This is a genomic window from Clostridia bacterium, assembly GCA_012840125.1.
Taxonomy (GTDB): domain Bacteria; phylum Bacillota; class DULZ01; order DULZ01; family DULZ01; genus DULZ01.
Map to the genome: position 1 here is coordinate 14,751 of DULZ01000044.1, position 17,421 is coordinate 32,171.

Annotated in this window: 18 protein-coding genes; 1 reads left to right on the forward strand and 17 read right to left on the reverse strand. The window is 52.3% G+C overall.

Going from position 1 to position 17,421, the window contains the following annotated elements; all coding sequences use genetic code 11:
- Nucleotides 1–100: 100 nt before the first annotated feature.
- The 16 genes from csrA to GXX34_05370 form a co-directional block, all read right to left on the reverse strand.
- Nucleotides 101–331: a carbon storage regulator CsrA gene (gene csrA, locus GXX34_05295; protein ID HHW06934.1), complete on the reverse strand. Its 231-nt coding sequence runs from the start codon at nucleotides 329–331 to the stop codon at nucleotides 101–103.
- 1 nt (nucleotide 332) lies between these two features.
- The gene (locus GXX34_05300; GenBank protein ID HHW06935.1) at nucleotides 333–785 is read right to left on the reverse strand and encodes a flagellar assembly protein FliW; all 453 of its coding nucleotides are present in this window, start codon (nucleotides 783–785) and stop codon (nucleotides 333–335) included.
- 31 nt (nucleotides 786–816) lie between these two features.
- The gene (gene flgL / locus GXX34_05305) at nucleotides 817–1,746 is read right to left on the reverse strand and encodes a flagellar hook-associated protein FlgL (GenBank protein ID HHW06936.1); all 930 of its coding nucleotides are present in this window, start codon (nucleotides 1,744–1,746) and stop codon (nucleotides 817–819) included.
- Between the two features lie 14 nt (nucleotides 1,747–1,760).
- On the reverse strand, nucleotides 1,761–3,236 hold the full coding sequence (gene flgK, locus GXX34_05310) for a flagellar hook-associated protein FlgK (protein HHW06937.1): 1,476 nt from the start codon (nucleotides 3,234–3,236) through the stop codon (nucleotides 1,761–1,763).
- A 28-nt stretch (nucleotides 3,237–3,264) separates the two neighbouring features.
- Nucleotides 3,265–3,780 carry a flagellar protein FlgN gene (locus GXX34_05315; protein ID HHW06938.1) on the reverse strand — a complete coding sequence of 172 codons (516 nt, stop codon included), beginning with the start codon at nucleotides 3,778–3,780 and terminating at the stop codon, nucleotides 3,265–3,267.
- A complete protein-coding gene (flgM, locus tag GXX34_05320; GenBank protein ID HHW06939.1) occupies nucleotides 3,753–4,034 on the reverse strand; it encodes a flagellar biosynthesis anti-sigma factor FlgM in 282 nt (93 codons plus the stop codon). The genes GXX34_05315 and flgM overlap by 28 nt, the downstream gene beginning before the upstream one ends.
- A 79-nt stretch (nucleotides 4,035–4,113) precedes the next feature.
- Entirely contained in the window at nucleotides 4,114–5,208 is a 1,095-nt protein-coding gene (locus tag GXX34_05325) for a chemotaxis response regulator protein-glutamate methylesterase (protein HHW06940.1), read from the reverse strand.
- Entirely contained in the window at nucleotides 5,208–7,313 is a 2,106-nt protein-coding gene (locus GXX34_05330) for a chemotaxis protein CheA (GenBank protein HHW06941.1), read from the reverse strand. Before GXX34_05330 ends, GXX34_05325 begins: the two co-directional genes overlap by 1 nt.
- A 42-nt stretch (nucleotides 7,314–7,355) precedes the next feature.
- Entirely contained in the window at nucleotides 7,356–7,868 is a 513-nt protein-coding gene (locus GXX34_05335; protein HHW06942.1) for a chemotaxis protein CheW, read from the reverse strand.
- A 126-nt stretch (nucleotides 7,869–7,994) separates the two neighbouring features.
- Nucleotides 7,995–9,986: a FapA family protein gene (locus GXX34_05340; protein ID HHW06943.1), complete on the reverse strand. Its 1,992-nt coding sequence runs from the start codon at nucleotides 9,984–9,986 to the stop codon at nucleotides 7,995–7,997.
- Nucleotides 9,987–10,028: 42 nt separating this feature from the next.
- The gene (locus tag GXX34_05345) at nucleotides 10,029–10,637 is read right to left on the reverse strand and encodes a YigZ family protein (protein HHW06944.1); all 609 of its coding nucleotides are present in this window, start codon (nucleotides 10,635–10,637) and stop codon (nucleotides 10,029–10,031) included.
- A gap of 2 nt (nucleotides 10,638–10,639) precedes the next feature.
- Nucleotides 10,640–10,828, reverse strand: coding sequence for a CooT family nickel-binding protein (locus tag GXX34_05350; GenBank protein HHW06945.1), 189 nt, complete (start codon nucleotides 10,826–10,828; stop codon nucleotides 10,640–10,642).
- A 163-nt stretch (nucleotides 10,829–10,991) separates the two neighbouring features.
- Nucleotides 10,992–11,381, reverse strand: coding sequence for a 4Fe-4S binding protein (locus tag GXX34_05355; protein HHW06946.1), 390 nt, complete (start codon nucleotides 11,379–11,381; stop codon nucleotides 10,992–10,994).
- A gap of 282 nt (nucleotides 11,382–11,663) precedes the next feature.
- Nucleotides 11,664–14,726 carry a DNA polymerase III subunit alpha gene (locus GXX34_05360; protein HHW06947.1) on the reverse strand — a complete coding sequence of 1,021 codons (3,063 nt, stop codon included), beginning with the start codon at nucleotides 14,724–14,726 and terminating at the stop codon, nucleotides 11,664–11,666.
- Nucleotides 14,727–14,736: 10 nt separating this feature from the next.
- Nucleotides 14,737–14,982, reverse strand: coding sequence for a hypothetical protein (locus GXX34_05365; GenBank protein ID HHW06948.1), 246 nt, complete (start codon nucleotides 14,980–14,982; stop codon nucleotides 14,737–14,739).
- A complete protein-coding gene (locus tag GXX34_05370; protein ID HHW06949.1) occupies nucleotides 14,975–16,048 on the reverse strand; it encodes a hypothetical protein in 1,074 nt (357 codons plus the stop codon). The genes GXX34_05365 and GXX34_05370 overlap by 8 nt, the downstream gene beginning before the upstream one ends.
- A 574-nt stretch (nucleotides 16,049–16,622) precedes the next feature.
- Between GXX34_05370 and GXX34_05375 the strand changes: the two genes are divergently transcribed.
- Nucleotides 16,623–16,790 (forward strand): hypothetical protein, encoded by a 168-nt coding sequence (locus GXX34_05375; GenBank protein ID HHW06950.1) that lies wholly within the window; start codon nucleotides 16,623–16,625, stop codon nucleotides 16,788–16,790.
- Here GXX34_05375 and GXX34_05380 read toward each other — a convergent pair.
- The gene (locus GXX34_05380; GenBank protein ID HHW06951.1) at nucleotides 16,777–17,418 is read right to left on the reverse strand and encodes a response regulator transcription factor; all 642 of its coding nucleotides are present in this window, start codon (nucleotides 17,416–17,418) and stop codon (nucleotides 16,777–16,779) included. The two genes, GXX34_05375 and GXX34_05380, sit on opposite strands and share 14 nt — an antisense overlap.
- Nucleotides 17,419–17,421 lie beyond the last annotated feature (3 nt).

Here is a 17,421-nt window from a genome sequence, read left to right on the forward strand (position 1 = left end):
GGACCTATAATTTTGTTATCTATATGTCTCTCCAGACATTCGTATTATCCCAATAATGCTTTCTGTGGCAGCCTGATTCAGGTTATGAAATAGTGTTTTCTCAGGGAAGTAAATCCTTGATCTTGAATAATTCATCTGCACCGATGGAAACGTTCAGCGACTCACGGTTCTCCTTTTCAATAGCCTCAAACACTTCCTGCCGTAATATTGGAATGTCCTTGGGAGCATCAATAGCCAATTTAACTTTATCCCCGTCTACGGCAACGACGGTGATTTTTATTTTATTATCAATAATCAGCGTTTCCTTGACTTTACGTGTGAGCACTAACAAATTAGCCACCTGCCTCTACAGTGGCTTGTGTCTTGAAAAGACGGTGTTTGGTGTGGTATTGATTACCTCCCAAGACATACTGGACGCCCCGGCGGTTTTCCATGTTAATTACCAGCGGGCCAACCAGATTGGTGGTCATATCTTTAACCCCGGTTGCAGGAATAGTAACGATGCTATACACAACCACCAGTTCCCGTCGTGTAATGGCTAATTCCTGTTTGAGGCTGTCGCTCAGTTCCACCTGATAATCGGGAAAGAACAGAAAAGGATCGGTAATCAGAAAAGCAATTTGCCCATCTTGCACCGATTGGAGCCAAAAAAAAGCCGGATTGGCTTCTAAAGGAATAACTACATAATCTTTTAGCTCTTGAAAGCCCAAAAGCCCGGCAGGAAAATGAATTAAATCCTGCGGGCTATATGTGATTAAACCGAAACGGGTAGTATCAATTTGCAAAGTAATGCCTCCCCATTATGTAACTAAAAGTTTATTTCAAAAAGTCGAGCAGTGAAGGCTGCAGCACTTTTACACCGGTCATCAGGGCGGCTTGGTACACATAGGAGTGCATGGACAACATCATATTCACTTCAGCAATATCAATATCCTCCAAGTTCGATAAGATTTCCGTTGAGTTTATTTCTGCTTCCTCTGCCCGGGCAATGGCCAGTTCCATGCGACGGCTTTTGGCACCCACGATGGATCTTTGTGATAGATTATGATCAAGAGCTTCTTGGAGCTTAGTAATTGATGTTTGAATCACCTGGCTAGGTTCAGAAATGCCTGGGTCATGGTATAAAGCATCTCGCAAATCGAATAGGATATCAAATACGTTAACAAGGTCACCATTTTTATCAACAAAGTTGAAGACATTCTCTCCCGTCAAATTGACAGTCATTGTCACGCCGGGTGAGACTTCCCAATCAAGATTATTAGAATTGCCGTTATAATTAACCGTTGTAGGATTACTAGGATCATCATATTCAAAAGGAATATCCGCTGTCCTGCTGCCAGCAAAGATATAGCGCCCTGTATGGCTGGTGTTGGCTACTTGTACCAAATGATCAATAAGCTGGTCAATCTCGTCAGCAATTGCCCGGCGAGCATCCTCAGGCAATGTGTCATTGGCTCCTCCCACAGCCAGTTCATAAGCTCTATGAATTATTTCGCCGGCATTCATCAGAGCCGTATCTGTGGCATCCAGCCAGCTTTTGGCATCTTTCATGTTCTTAATATGCTGCTGTTGTTCTGATAAGGCGCTGCGCATATAAAGTGCTTGGGTAACCCTGATTGGGTCATCAGAAGGACGGGAAACCTTCTTGCCACTGGACTGTTGGTATTGAGTTTTTTGTAATTGGGCTAAATTGCGATTAAGATTACGCAAAACATTGTCGACAAGCATTCTATTAGTTATACGCATGGGTTACCCTCCTCCTATCGTTTCATGGACAGGATTGTTTGGATCATCTCGTCCAATGTAGTTATCATGGTTGCAGAGGCCTGGTAAATCCGCTGGAATTGAAGCATCATCGCCATTTCTTCATCTAGATTAACACCTGAAATGCTTTCTTTTCTCTCATTTAATTGCCCAATAAGGACTTCTTGTCCGTCCACTCTTCGCTTTGATTCATTGGTCTTAACTCCGATACGGGAAACTAGTTGATCGTATTGACGGTCGATACCAGGTCGGAGTTGAGAGATGCGAAGAGCAATTTGGCCGTTATGATCTCCTTCATCTATGCCTGGTAAAGAAGCAGCAATCTTATTGATATCGTCAACTATCGCTTGCATAACTGTAATAGAGGCCGCAGCATTATCTGGATCGTAATCAAAAAAGTCTCCACCAGGTTGGTCATTCAAATCATAACCTTGTACATGTAATTCATTAATCTTTTCAGCCAAGTTCTTAGCTAAATCATTTAGATTTTCAATATACTCATTTACCTGGTCAATAGATTCCAGAATGCCTGCTAATTGGCCGTTAACAACTTTAACTTCTATGTCTTCGTTAAGCCATTCAAATGTAGGCTCTTCACCATCTTCTGCTACAAATTCTATTTCCCTAACATTATCAACTGACTCTTCGCCAAATTTTCCGTTGACATGAACTAAATAATCCTCTTTATTCCTGGAACCGACTGGATCAGTACCGATATAAATCCTGATCTGCCCATCAGGTACTTTGACCATTTTGCCGTCTTTACCCGGCCGTTCAACTAATGTCTCCTCAATCTCAAAATCCACCAGCTTGGCCAGTTCGTCTAACAACAGGTCCCGCTTGTCTTTGAGATCGTTAGGGGCATCGCCTGCCAGTTGGATGGTGGCGATTTGCTTGTTCAAATCATCGATTTGCACAGCGATAGTATTGATCTGATCCGCTTTAATCTGGGCTATGTATTTCAAATCATCCACGATGGTGGTAAGTTGACTGTGGGCATGGTTAAGAGCCTCGGCCAAAGACACGGCGGTCTCCACCAAAGAGGTACGGATCGCCACGTTCTCGGCGTTTTTGCTGAGCTCCTGCCAGGCTACCCAGAATTCATTGAAGAGTTTACTCAAACCGGAATCTGAAGGCTCGATAAAAACCGTTTCAACTAATTTGAGAGTTTCCGCTCTTTGTTCCCACTGCCCAAGGGTGGACAATTCCAATCGAATCTGCTTATCCAAAAACTGATCCCGGATCCGCCGCATTTCTACGACCAGGACACCGGTGCCGACTTGGCCGGCGCCGCCGGGACGATTGAGGGACGGAACGGGAAAAGCAAAATCCGCTGCCATGACAGCTTGCTGCCGGGTATAACCGGGCGTGCTGGCATTGGCAATGTTATGGGAAGTGGTATTAATCGCCTTTTGCTGGGCGAACAGGCTCTTCAGGGCCGTGTTAAAACCGAAAAAGGTACCGCCTGCCATCTAATTCACCTCGTGCCTTTGGGATAGCTTAAACGCTTTTATCAATTAAAGCCGGCGACACTGGCGGCTGTTCCACGGTGCCGTCGGGCTGGTAAGTAGATGTCTGGTTAAAAATGTTCAGCAGCTTACGGGTGTAATACAGGGACTGCTGAAGCAGCATCTGGTTTAACTCTTGCTGTTCCTTCAAAAGCTCCAATTTACCATGGAGGACTCTGGCTGTTTCCCTGAGGTCCGCGGGCAAATCGGCATCACCGACCAGTTCACTCAATACCGGAGGAGAAGCTAAACCCATCTCCTGAGCAAGAGCTTCTAAAGCTTGCACCCTCTTTGCTTCCAAGGGTTGCAGTTTTGCCGCCAGCAGCTGCTGTTGCTGGACGATAGCCAGCAAGCGTTCCAGATCATCCTTTTTTAGCGCTTCCGTTTGCTGGTAGGCTGCCGTCAGCAGGTCCTCAACGACGGGGATCATTTGAGACAGTACGGTTTGCAGTTCTGTTACCGGGTTAGACATGAGCACACCTACTTTTCCTCTCTCATGTGCTTCCACATGCTCTCCGCCAGCTGCCGGGGACTGACGTGATATACTCTGGCCTCCAACTGGGACTTAATTCTGTCTACCAGCTCCTGCCGTATATCCGGTAACGCCATGCCCTGGCGCGCCAGTTCCTGTACTTTCTGGGCTTCCGGCGACAATTCCAGGATATCTCCTTTGGAAGTACCGTTCTTGCCCTTCGCCTTCAACTGCTGTTGCTGGTGATAAATTTGAAAAGGGTTAACCGGTCCTTTGCCAGTGATTTTCATCCATAACACCACCCGTGACTGCGATTGCTCTTTACTATATGTATCGGCACCAGGTGAATTATACTTAAGAGGAAATCACCTATTTTGTGACTCCCACTAAATTGGTGATTTCCTCTCCTATTTTCGTCAACGGTACTACTTTGTCCACTACGCCGGCTTCCACCGCCGACTTGGGCATACCGTAAACAATACATGAAGCCTCGTCCTGGGCTATCACATAGCCGGAGGCTTCTTTGATGGCTTTTAAACCCTTAGTGCCGTCCGAACCCATGCCGGTCATGATGACACCCAGGGCGGAAGGCCCATAGACGCGGGCCACCGATAAAAAAAGCACATCCACAGACGGCCTGAATAAGGTCTGGTAGTCGGTTTTTTCCGAAACCCGTACCCGTACTTGGCCGTTCCTTTCTTCCACCTCCGTCTGGAAACCTGCCGGGGCAATCAAAGCCTGGCCCTTTTCCACCGCATCCCCGTCTGCCGCTTCTTTCACCGGCAAATTGCCTAGATCATTCAATCGATTAGCCAGGGACCTGGTAAAACCGGGCGGCATGTGCTGGGCCACAATTACCGCCGCATCCAGGCCTGCCGGAAGGGACTTAAATACCTCGGCCAGGGCCGCCGGCCCGCCGGTGGAAGTGCCGATGGCCACCATCGAAAGCGGCTTTTTGTCCTGCAAAGACGGGCGGGAAACCGGTGACGGAGCTGCCGCCTCTTCCTTGGGGCAAGGCCGTCCGCCGCATAAAGCTCTCTGGCGTTCAATCCGGTCCACGGGTACCCCGGCCGCCAGCTTTACTTTGGCCCGGAGTTCCTCCGCCAGCAGCATGATGTCGGCTCGCTTTTCCGGCTTCGGTACAAAATCCACCGCCCCTAATTCCAAAGCCCGCAAAGTAATTTGTGCCCCTGCAGTGGTAACGGCACTAAGCATCACCACCGGCAAGGGCTGGGTGTCCATTAAGGCTTTTAAAGTTTCCAAGCCCCCCATGCCCGGCATTTCCACATCGAGGGTAATCACGTCGGGTCTAAGCCGCCGGATTTTCTCCAAGGCCTCCCTGCCTTCCCGGGCATAACCTATTACCTTGATCTGGGGGTCACTTTCCAGCATGGCGGTGATCATCCGCCGCATGAACGCCGAATCATCGACGACAAATACTTTAACAGGGCTTTGCACCAACATTACACACCTGCCTGTCCCGCCAAACCACGCACGTCAAGAATCAAGGCTACTTTACCGTCGCCCATAATGGTGGCTCCTGCCAATCCCGGGATTTGACCGATAAACTCGCCTAATGATTTAATCACGATTTCCTGTTCCCCGATTAATTCATCGACAATAAAGCCGATGCGTTTTTCCGAAATCCCGACCACCACCACCGGCAGCCTGGTTTCCTTGCTTTCCGGTACAGGAAAATCGAGCACGTCCGCCAGTTTGAAGAGAGGCAGGACTTCACCGCGGAGCAGCACCACATCCCGCTGCTGCACCTTCTGGATGTCCTTCACTTCCACATCGATGATTTCCACCACATTGGCCAACGGGAAGGCAAAAACCTGCCGGCCTAGATACACCAGTAAGGAGCGGTTAATGGCCAGGGTCAAGGGCAGCTTGATGGTAAACTTGGTACCCTTGCCCGGGATGGTATCAATATCCACTACCCCGTTAATCTTTTCAATATGGGTCCGGACGATGTCCATACCTACGCCGCGGCCGGATACATCGCTTACGGTTTTCGCCGTGGAAAAGCCGGGGGCGAAGATCAAGTTGATGGCTTCCCGGTCTCCCAACCTTGCCGCCGCCTCGGGGGTGATCACTCCTTTTTCCACGGCTTTTTCCCGGATCACCGCCGGATCAATGCCTTTACCGTCATCCTCCACGGTGATGACGATCTGGTTTTCCTGGTGAAATGCTCTCAGCTTAATGGTACCGGCAGCGGGTTTTCCTGCCTTCACCCGCTCCGCCGGGCTCTCGATCCCGTGGTCGATGGCGTTACGCAGCAGGTGAATCAACGGATCGCCGATTTCTTCGATAACCGTCCGGTCTAACTCCGTTTCCCGGCCTTCGATGATGAAATTGATCTCCTTCTCGGCCTTTTGCGCTAGATCCCGCACCATACGGGGAAAACGGTTAAATACCTGCTCAATGGGAAACATCCTGGCTTTCATGATTTCTTCCTGCAGGTCCCCGATAATGCGGCCGATATGTACCGTCACTTCTTCTAAAGTTTCCAACAGCCCCTCTGCGCCCAGCTTAGCCTTCAGTCCTCCATTGACATCGGCCAACCTGGTACGGTCGATGACCAGCTCCCCCACCAGGTTCATCAAGTTCTCCAACCGCTGCACGTCCACCCGCACCGTCTGGGTGGTCCTAGCGGGCCCTTGGGGCTGGGTATAACTTTTTTGTGTTTTCGCGGCATCCGTCCCGTTGTCTTCGGACCGTTTGCCCGGTAGTACTCCCGTCACGGCTTCCGGAATTGCCGTAGCTTGCACAGGATGTACCTCCACGGCGGCAATTTCCGAAACGGACATAATGGTATCCTGGAGCTTATCCGCCGTTGCCCTGGTGACAATCACGAATTGGAAGGAATCATCGAATTTCTCTTCCTCAATATCCTCCACCGAAGGAATGGTCTTGATCACTTCTCCCAGGTCTTTAATATTATTAAACACAATATAAGCCCTAGCCCCTTTCATGAGACAATCAGGGACCAAGGTGACTTTCACATGCCAGACGTGGTACCCGCTGGCTTTGGCGGCAGCCGCCACATTGACTTCCACGTCATCCATGTTCAAGTCGGCGCTGTCGATGGTTTTTGGCAGCTCCCCGATCACGGGAGTGGTTTCTTCAACCGGGACCTCCGCCAAAACTTCCGGCTCCCGCGGCTTGGGGGAAGCTCCCTGGCTCTTGATGTTGCGCAGCTCTTCAATTAAAGGAGAAACATCGATCCCGTTTTCCTGCCCGCTCCTGATATTCTCTTTGAGCTCCTTCAACATATCCAAGCCGTGCAGCAGGTGATCGATGATTTCCGAGGTGACCTCTAGATGGCCGTGGCGCAGGTCATCCAGTACCCCTTCCATGGCGTGGGTTAATTGGGCCATGTTTTCAAACCCCATGGAAGCCGACGATCCTTTCAGCGTATGGGCAGCCCGGAAAATCTTATTAAGAAGCTCCTTGTCGTCCCCTTCCTGTTCCAGGAGCACCAGGGTTTCATCGAGAATCTGGATTTGTTCTTCCGCTTCATCCAGGAAAATACTCAAATATTGGCTGATATCAAAATCTGCAGACATCCTACCGGCACCTCCTACCCCATTGCCCCGGCAGACTGCAGGTTATACCTCTTTCCCTGCAGCCGCCAGTTCCCTGGTATGTTGTTCCAACGCCTTGTGTTCTGACTTATCGAGCACTTTGTCCAGATCCAGCAGAATAATCAATCTATCCTGCCATTTACCAACGCCGCGGAGGTATTCGGTCTCAATACCGCCTACAATCGCCGGTGGAGGAGGATCGATGTTGGCCGTAGGAAGTCTAAGGACTTCAGAAACGGAATCCACAATCATCCCGACGGTAACTCCCTTTACTTCCACCACGATAATGCGGGAATGGGAAGTCTCTTCCTCTAAAGGCAGGCCAAACCGCTTATGAAGATCAATGACAGGCACAATCCGGCCTCTTAAGTTAATTACTCCTTCCACAAACTCAGGCGTGCGCGGCACTTTGGTGATGCTCTGCATGCGAATAATCTCATGGACCACGGATATTTCAATGCCGTAAGTTTCATTGCCTAACTGGAAAACAACCAGCTGCTCTTCCATCGCCGTGGCGGTGCTTTTGTCTTGCTCCATGCTCAACCATCCTTTCTTCGCCGGGTTTGCTGTCAAGGGTCACAATATATACATATTTCCATGGATTTTAACGGAATCCTTTGTGCTTTGGAACATCCCACCAAAAAACCTGGGCCCGGTCTGCGGTTACTGCTTGCCCACCAGGGAAAACATTTTCTGCTCGTGGGTAATCCGTTCCACCCTCGTGCCGGCATAAATCACCACGCCGGGAAAAACACGGTCGGCTTTCACCCTCTTGCCCGGTTTAATCCGCACTTCCGTCACCACTTCCGCCGGGCTCCCCAGTTCCCGCACGATTACATTACCCCCGGCCGCAATCTCGCCGCCCCGGAAGGTGCCGGGGCTGCCTTGGATGATTACATCTCCCCCGGCAAAAATGTTGGCGCTGTAAGAACCTTTGCCGGTAATACGCACATCACCGCTGCATTCCAGGTGGGAATTCTGTACATAACCGGTCACGAGATCGGCTTTGGCGGCGGCGATATCTTCCAAGAGCACCATGGCTTGTTCCGCTTTCTCCAAAAAGCTGGCGAACATTGTATCGGCCATTTGGAGTCTCTTGATGCCCAGGGGACCGCTGCCGGAGAGCTTTTGGCACAATTCTTCATATTCTTCCGCAAAGATTCTTACTTCAGCGTATTCAATATTCTTCACCAGCTGTTCCAAGTCGGCCCTGCCTTCCTCCAGCCGCTGGGGCAGGTGGGCAAACTTCTTGCCTAACAGCATCTTGAGGATGATCCCTTCCCCCACCCTGGCCACGTCCCGGTTTTGGGCAAAAGAAGGATGCATTAAAAGCTGCCCTGCGGCAACCAGCAATTTCGGCAGTTCATCTTTCAGATCGCTGATGACGTTCATGACCTTGCCGGCTACGGTGCTCAAGCCGCCGGCCCGCACGGTGCAGCCTACGATGTTTTTGTGGACGATCACATTACCGCCGGCCACAATGGTGGCATTGGCCGCATACCCGTTGATGATCACCTGCCCGGTGGCTTCGATGGACATTTCGTCCTGCAGACTTCCCATGACCTGGACATCGCCTTTGAAGACCACCTTGCCCACCTTGGCATCCACATCGCCGGTCAGGACGTAGGAAGGATGCACGGTCACCCGGGCGCCGCGTATTTCCGGTCTCCCGCTGATCAACGCGTAAGCTCGGCGCCCGCTTTCATCCACTTCCACCCCATTCCCGGCTACCAAAGTGATTTCCTTCGGCGGCTTCGGTTTAAGAATCCGGCCGTAAATATCCAAGCCTGACTTGCCTTCCACCGGCGGTACCACTTCGGCGATGAGCTGCCCGGCCTCCACGCTGGCCACGGCATGCCGGGCCACTCGCTGCACGAATTTTTCTTCTTCCTCCTCCGCCGGTTCCTCTTCCTCTTCCAAGTAGACGGCTTTCACGTAAGCATCTCGGGAAGGCATGGGCCTTTCTCCCTCAGCCACCAGCAGCTCGCCGGCTTGCTCATCGTTGACCAATCTCAGTAAGTTTTCCTCGTGGATGCCGCTTACAATGTTACGGCTGCTGAGAAGGTTCTTCAATTCCGCCAGGGTAATCACGGGATCCAGGTCCTCCACCAACCTGGCCTTTACCATCAGCTCCCGCCGCGGGGGGCTGTCCTGGATTTCATAAACCTTGCCCTTAGTGCGGTGAATGGTTAGAAAAGCTTGCAGGTCATCCTCACTTACCCGGAGCTCCGGTTCCCACTCCGGCTCCACTTGTTCCGCCAGGACAACGATATCGTCCCCGGAACTCACCTCCGTGGGTTTCTCAATGATTTCCCCGTTTACGATTATTTGCACATTGGGACCGGGAGCGATGACAGGGGCCAACCCGTCACCCACCGGATCCTGCACGATGACTTGACCGTTGACGATTTGCACGGTGCCGTCCGGTGATACTTCCCCGGACGCGGCACTGTTCTCCCCGGTTTCCTCTGAGGTGGCTTTGACTGAGACTTGAATGACAGCGGGGGATTCGCCCAGTCCTAAGAAACCTCTTTTCGGTTGACGAATTACTTCAATCTCTAGTGCGTCCCTGGTGCATCCCAACTGCTGTTGGGCTTTGGCAACGGCTTCCTCGACGGTTTTCCCTTCTACCAGAATTTTCTCCTGCTTGGTCAATGGGATTCCCTCCTTACTCTGCCACCTCCCACGTTGCTGTAATTATTTTTGTTTTTCTATCTCTCTATCTAATTCAACATAAGGCGCCAGAGCTCCGCGCAGCTCCTCAGCCAAACTGCGGCGAATGCTCAACACCATCGCTGCTTTATCCGTATAACTGCTTTCCACCACCCTGGCCTGGTATTTATCGACGAGATACATCACCCGGTTTACCTGGTCATAGCTGCAGGTCAGTGAAATGAGTGTCTCCAGGATTTTCTGTTTCCTACCGGCAGCCACCAGGGCTTCTTCCGCGACCCCGCCGTAAGCATCAATCAAACCACGGATACCCAGTTTTTTCCCGCCGAAGTAACGGGTTACCACCACGGCCACATTAGTTAATTCCTGCTTCAGGATCGCGCCTAAGATAGGTTTGCCGGCTGTACCGCTGGGCTCGCCGTCATCATCGGAATAGGTGGTTACGTGGGGAGAAATCCCGAGAACATAAGCAGAGCAATTATGCGTGGCTTGGCGGTGCTCTTCTTTAATGGCGTTAATAAATTGGCGGGCTTGTTCTTCGCTCTCTACTTCCTTCACATGGGCTAGAAAGCGGGAACGTTCAATCACCCGCCGGATGCTGATAGATTGATTTACCGTAGTGTATTCATCCAAAATCATAGCTGTTCCAATACGATGCGATGATCCACCAAAGCCATTTCCTTGATGCGAGCCTTCACGATCTTCTTGGTGCCGAAAATATTCTCCATGATGATCGTATCACCGTCAGGGATCAGTTTATCCACTTTTTCCAGCAGCAGCTCTTCCCGCCCGTCCTTAATAATATAGGCATTAGATTCGCACATATTGGACTACCTCCTAACCGTTATTAGCTCCCACGGTCACATGCAGTTTTATTGTTACCATATTGACAGGAATATTCGTTGAAAAAACAGTAAATCCCTTCTATTTGCTACAAATAATATCCTGAAGTCCAAAAAGCCCGAGGGGGTACCTCAGGCTTTTTGGCTAGCCGTGGATGAGACCGGGGAGGCATTTGGCGCAAACCCAAACGCTGCTTCCTTTCAGGCGCACGGCAAATAAAGCGGCATCGTATTCCGTCCGGTGGCAGCGGGAGCAGTGGAGGGTGATCTCCTGGGTTTTCCCGGTGGCTTTCTGGGCGGCCAGGTGCTCCTCTACTGCTTCCTCGTTAAAGGCTTCCGCTTCCCTCTCTTCGATTTGCATGGCCCCGGTGGGACAGACCCCCAGGCAGAAACCGGCGCCGTCGCAGAGTTCTTCTTTAATCAACCGGGCTTTGCCGTTGACGATTTCAATGGCTCCCTCGGCACAAGGGCTGACACAATTCCCACAACCGTTACACAATTCCTCATCAATACGAATGATTTTGCGCACTACCATCGGCAACATCTCCTTTGTTTCTTGCTTGCAAAGCCATTGTATCCTATTTGTCATGGAAATAATGTTAACTATATCACACCTGTTAACAATTTTGCCAGGTATACGATCCCAATGCAAGCCGCGGGCAGTAAAAAATAAATGGGAACGCGGCCGGGCGCCGGCCCACAGGTATAATTAGCCCTGGGCGGGGGCCCAGGGGGCAGCTTTCCATGGGTTAGCCGGCGGGAATAAGCGCCTTCATGAGCGAACACGCTGGATGCAGCTTCCGACCCGGCGTAACAGCTAAAAAGTCTTGCCCGGCTGCCAGCGGGAGAGCCGCGCGGCAATGATCCCGTGTCCCCGGTCCTGGACGGTGCCTTCCACCAGGATGAGACCGCTTCTTTGGCCGTAGATCTCCTGCCCGTAGCGCTGGTAAATGTCTTCAAACACCGTCACATCAACCAGGCCGTATTCATCTTCCACTGAAAAGAAGACCACCGTTTTGCCGCTCCTGGTAGGCGGGCGGTGGGGCCGCACCAGTATGCCGGCGATTTTCACCGCCGCCCCGGGGGGAAGCTCCCTGACACTGCGGCTGTGCTGGAACCCTTGCTGCTGCAACCACTGCCGGTAGTACGCCAGGGGATGGCAGCGCACATCAATCCCTAACACCTCTTTTTCCTGCCGGTGTTTTTCCCAGGGGGTGAAATCAGCGGCGATCCGCTCCTCTGCCACCGGCACCAGACCCGTTTCCTCTACTTGCTCCAAAAGGGGCACCTGCCAGAGGAGCTGCTTCCGGTTGGGATGGAGCCCGTCAAAAGCCCCGCTTAAAATCAGGTTTTCCAGGATGTGCCTGGGGGCCTTGATCCTCTTTTGAAAATCAACAATAGAAGTATAAGGTTGGCCTGCTAAAATGGCCTGCAGCACCTCCCGGCTCATGCCCTTAACCTGGGCCAGGGAAATGCGGATGGCGCCGTCCTCCACCAGAAAAGCGGCGCCGCTTTTATTGATATCCGGGGGCAAGATGGCAATCCCCCGGCGGCGGGCTTCCACGCATAAGGTATTGGCATCGTAATAGCCCATGGGCTGGTGGCTTAAGAGGGCGGCGAAATAATAAGCCGGGTAGTGACACGCCAGGTAAGCGGAGCGATAAGAGGTATTGGCGAAAGCCGCGGCATGGGCTTCACAGAAACCGTAGCTGGCATACCCCAAAATACAGCGAAAAATATCCTCCGCCACTTTTTGGTCCACCCCTTGGGCCTGGGCTTTGGCCACAAAGAGCTTTCCCAGCTCCTCCATTTCCTTCCGGGACCGGGAATGGCTCATCACCCGCCGCATCCGGTCCGCTTCTCCCCGGGTAAAACCGGCGACGGCGGTGGCTATTTCGATCACCTGCTCCTGGAAGAGAATAACCCCCCGGGTTTTTTTAAGGATCGGCTCCAGCTTGGGATGAAGGTAGGTGACTTCCTCCAAACCAAGTTTTCGCCGGATAAAAGGTTCCACCATGTCGCCTTTAATGGGCCCCGGTCTAATCAAGGCCAGGCTGGCCACCAGGTCCTCCTGGGTGGAAGCATGCAGGCGCTGCTGCAGGGCTCGCTGGGCCGGGCTTTCCAGTTGAAACACCCCGATAGTTTCCCCCCGGTTGATCATTTGGAAGGTGGCTTCGTCCACCGGCGGTATCCGCTCCTCGCAGAAATCTTCCCGTTCCCCGGTAAGAACCCGGACGGTATCCTCCAGCACCGACAACATCCGCAGGGAAAGGAGGTCCAGTTTCAGGAGCCCCAGTATTTCCACCCCATCTTTATCAAATTGGGTGACCACCACCCCTTTAGCCGCCCGCTGCAAAGGGGTGATGTTCGTTAAAGGCTGCCGGCTGATCACCAGTCCTCCCAGGTGGGTCCCCATAAACCGGGGCAGTCCCGCCACCTGCCCGCAGAAATGAAACAGCTGTTGGTACTTTTCCCCTTTAAGATCGCTTTTCCGGAGCTCCGGCAAGCGCTCCAAGAGGGCGGGAATAGCATCGGCATACGCATGGGGAAACAACTTGGCTATCCGGTCCAATTCTTCCGGCGCCAATCCCATGGCCCGGCCCAGGTCCCGGATGGCCGAACGGGCTTGAAAAGTATTGTACGTGCCCACGGAGGCCACATGCTCCGCCCCGTACTTCCGGTAAACGTAATCCGCCACCTGATCCCGGTAGCGGGCGTCAAAATCAATGTCAATATCCGGCTGCTCCCCTCTTTCCCGGCTCATGAAACGCTCAAACAAAAGCCCTCTCTCCAGCGCATCCACTTCCGTAATATACAAGCAGTAGCTGACCAGGGAATCCGCCGCCGAACCCCGGCCGGCATAGCGGATACCCTGCCGGCGAGCGAACATGGCCACATCCCATACCAGCAGGAAGTAGTCCGCATAACCCAGCTCATTGATCACCACTAATTCATAGTCCAACCGCTCCCGCACCCGGCGGCTGAGTTTCCCGTAGCGCCGGCGGGCACCCTCATACACCAGGCGCCGCAAGAAGCTCTCCGCCGTCTCCCCCGCCGGCAAAGAAAACTCGGGATAATGCTTGGCGGACAGATCCAGGGGCGCCTCGCATTTCTCCGCTATCAAAAGGGTGTTTTGCACCGCTTCAGGATAATCCCGGAAAAGCGCCTCCATTTCCGCCGGTGTCTTAAGGTAATTCTCCTGGTTTAACGGGCGGTCCGGATGGATATCCGCCAGCCGGGTCAGGGTGCGCACGCAAGTTAAAAGATCATGCACCGGGAATTGCTCCGGCTCGGCGTAGTGGACGTTATTAGCGGCTACCAGGGGCGCGCCCGTCACCTGGGATAGCTGGGCCAGGCAGCGGTTTAAAGACCGGTCCCCGGGCAGCATGGTTTGTTCCAGTTCCAGGTAAAAATTTTCCCGGCCGAAAATGTCCTGGTACCGCCGCACCCGCTCCAGGGCTTCCCGGTACCTTTTTCTTAAGAGTAAAAAAGGAATCTCTCCCTTCCGGCAGCCGGACAAAGCGATTAAATCGCTATGGTATTCTTTCAGAGCAGCCAGGGTGACCCTGGGCTGTCCCCGGGGGTGATCCAGGTGGGCCCTGGTGAGAAGCCGGCAGAGGTTGGCATAGCCGCCGGCATTTTGGGCCAGCAGCACCAGGTGAAAGCCCTGCTCCAAAGTAACCTCGGCCCCGATGATGGGCCGGATCCCTACCTTTTGGCAGCGTTCCTGGAAAAAAGGCGCCCCCGCCACGTTGTCGTGATCCGTCAAGGCCAGGGCCGGCATCCCTAAGGCCGCCGCCTTGTCCACCAGTTCCTCCAGGCGGCTCGCCCCGTCTAAAAAAGAAAAAGGGGAATGAACATGTAGATGAACGAAATCCACGTGCATTCACCTAGTCGTAGATTTTGTAAATAAACCAGGCATCCTGCCGGGTATCCAGGTAAATCTCAAAAATACTGCCCTGTACCGCGATCACGCGGTAAAAGATTTTCGTGTTTTCCCCCTCCCACCAGCAGCCCGCATCCTTCCAGCAGTCCAGAATCCGCTGGATGGGGTAGTAAGTTCCACGCCAACCAAAGCCCGCCGGCTTTCCCTCTTTTAACCGGACTTTAACGGGACATTCCAACACCCTACTCATATGCCTCTCTCCTAAACCGCCAGGGATCATAAAAAGCCAGCATCTGCTCCCGCCGGCTCTTACCCCGGTTACCGGCCCGGTCCAAAAAACCTGCCGGGTAATCCTTGCGCAGCCTGGCCAGAAGCCTATTCAACTGCTCCTCTTTGGCCCGCGCCGCCTGGTTGCCGAACAGGTTCAATTGCTTGGCCGCCATGGGCTCCAAACCGCCGGCTTCCAGGTACATTTCCTTAGGCGGAGCTGTTAAACCAAGTTTTTGCCAGAGGCGAAAGGTTTCGTCCGCTAAACAAGCCCCGGAACTGCAAGGTTCGGTGAACAGCCGTTTTTGCATAAAAAGCGTTCCTTCCCGGCTCACTCCCGCCAGGATTAATTCCCGGCAGCCAAGCCATCTCGCCGCCAGGACTTGCGCCAGCTTTCCCGCTGCTGTTTCCAAAGCCGCCGTTAAATCGGCGTCTTCGTCTTCCCGGTAAACGGGAATCCGGATGCTCTCTTGCGGCAAGTTCAAGCTGTTAACCCACTTCCCGTGGGACAAATCCCAGGCAAAATAAGCGTCCTGGCCGAGATGGGTTTTTAATTTGGCCGGGGATAGAGCGGCGATCTCGCCCCAGGTTTGAAACCCCAGTTTTAATAAATGCTCTCTCAGCTTTAATTCCAGCGGCCAGAGCACTTCTAAAGGGAGCCTGCGCTGCACCGCCCCTGCCCGGTCCGAAGATAAGAAAAGCAAAGTCCCTTGCGGCTTTTCCTCCAGGACCAGTTCGGGAAACAGGGCTGCTCTTGTTCCCAAAAGGCTAAGCGCCCTGGCTAATAACTTGGAGGGAGCCAAGGCCAGAGTCGCTTTTTGCCCGTAGGCAGGGATCAAGGCTTCCCATATTCTATGGGCTAAGGGCCACGCCGCCTCTTCCTTGCCCAGGTCCAAGAAGAACTCCCGGGGACTGTAGGCTTCCAAATAGGGAGTGAATTGTTGATAAAAAGAGATGAGAGACTTTCTTAAGGCATAGGCATGATGCTGTTCTACAATTTCCTCGTTATCGACGGTAATAAAAGCGATCATGGCAACTCCCCCGAACATTTGTTCGTTACTTTATTATATCCGGCACCGGTTTCCTTGTCAAAGGGGAAAAAAGGGAAATACTGCAATGTTTTGGTTAAATTATCGTTGTTAATTCATAACCTGATTGTAATAATTTTGCAAGTAAATTGAATCCTGCTTGTTATTTTTCGCACTATTCATAAATTAGGACATTTGTCATGTTTTCTTCCGGCAGTAAAGCTGTTAAACTGTAATCAAAAAAAGGAACTAAGGAAGAGCCCATAGTCCTATTCTGGAGGCTGAGCTTCTCGCCAAGCCCCAAGAAGGAGTCAGAGGCCGTCATCCTAAAGCTGGAGTCCTAAGAGACCGAAGGAGGTGTTGAGCAGTGGATGTTATGCTGCTCATGCTGGGTTCCGCAGTTTCGGCAGAAACTTTAGGGGTGAGGTTTTCTGGCTATCTAGGAGTAGGACTATTATTTATTCTCTGTTTGACTATGATTTACGGCTTGACATGCGGCCTGTTATTCTATAGCTAGAAAAGCAAAATCCATTCTGCCTAAGCGGAATGGATTTTGTTTTTCTCCCTCGCACACCAACTCTAAGGAGGGATCGGCATGTTCTTGATAATTTCGGCTTTGGCGATGCTGGTTACGGCTTTATTATCCCATCGTTTCGGCGCCAGATTCCTGTCTTACACGGCCCTATGCCTGGGCACCGTCACATCCTTTTCCCTTTGCGTCTTAACCGCCCTCGGGATCGGGCAAGCATTTACTCCCTTTTAAAATTCAGCCGTTGCGCCAACACGGCGGCTTGGGAACGATTAGTCAGGTTGAGCTTGCGGAAGATATTGCTCACGTAATTACGCACGGTTTTTTCACTCAAAAACAAGCACTGGGCAATTTCCTTATTGGTTTTAGCCTCCGCAATCAGGGCTAAAACCTTTTTTTCTTGTTCCGTCAACCCGGCCAGCTCCGGGGGATCCTGCCGGCGGATTTGCTCCCGCATCGCCGCCACTTGCTCCTTGTCCAGCAAGCTCTCGCCCTGGTACACCTTTTCAATGGATTTAATTAAATCCCCGCTCCAAACCTTTTTCAGCACATACCCTTCCGCCCCCGCCAGGACGGAGGCCATCACCGCTTCTTCATCCGCATAGGAAGTGAGCATAATGACCTTGATGGACGGATCCTGGCTGCGAATCTCCCGGCAAGCCTCAATCCCGGACATCTCCGGCATCCGCACGTCCATAATCACGATATCCGGTTTGAGTTTTAATGCCTTGTCCACCGCCTCCCTGGCACCGGCGGCTTCCCCTACCACCTGCAGGTGCTCCTGGCTGTCAAACAAAGCCCTCAACCCCAAACGCACCACTTCATGATCATCCACGATCAAGAGAGATATTTTCCGGGACAAAAA

Bases quoted from the DNA above. Each gene is read 5' to 3' on its own strand.
- flgL (HHW06936.1), bottom strand. From the start codon at position 1,746: ATGCGTATAACTAATAGAATGCTTGTCGACAATGTTTTGCGTAATCTT.
- flgK (HHW06937.1), bottom strand. From the start codon at position 3,236: ATGGCAGGCGGTACCTTTTTCGGTTTTAACACGGCCCTGAAGAGCCTG.
- flgM (HHW06939.1), bottom strand. From the start codon at position 4,034: ATGAAAATCACTGGCAAAGGACCGGTTAACCCTTTTCAAATTTATCAC.
- GXX34_05325 (HHW06940.1), bottom strand. From the start codon at position 5,208: ATGTTGGTGCAAAGCCCTGTTAAAGTATTTGTCGTCGATGATTCGGCG.
- GXX34_05330 (HHW06941.1), bottom strand. From the start codon at position 7,313: ATGTCTGCAGATTTTGATATCAGCCAATATTTGAGTATTTTCCTGGAT.
- GXX34_05335 (HHW06942.1), bottom strand. From the start codon at position 7,868: ATGGAGCAAGACAAAAGCACCGCCACGGCGATGGAAGAGCAGCTGGTT.
- GXX34_05350 (HHW06945.1), bottom strand. From the start codon at position 10,828: ATGTGCGAATCTAATGCCTATATTATTAAGGACGGGCGGGAAGAGCTG.
- GXX34_05355 (HHW06946.1), bottom strand. From the start codon at position 11,381: ATGGTAGTGCGCAAAATCATTCGTATTGATGAGGAATTGTGTAACGGT.
- GXX34_05365 (HHW06948.1), bottom strand. From the start codon at position 14,982: ATGAGTAGGGTGTTGGAATGTCCCGTTAAAGTCCGGTTAAAAGAGGGA.
- GXX34_05370 (HHW06949.1), bottom strand. From the start codon at position 16,048: ATGTTCGGGGGAGTTGCCATGATCGCTTTTATTACCGTCGATAACGAG.
- GXX34_05375 (HHW06950.1), top strand. From the start codon at position 16,623: ATGTTCTTGATAATTTCGGCTTTGGCGATGCTGGTTACGGCTTTATTA.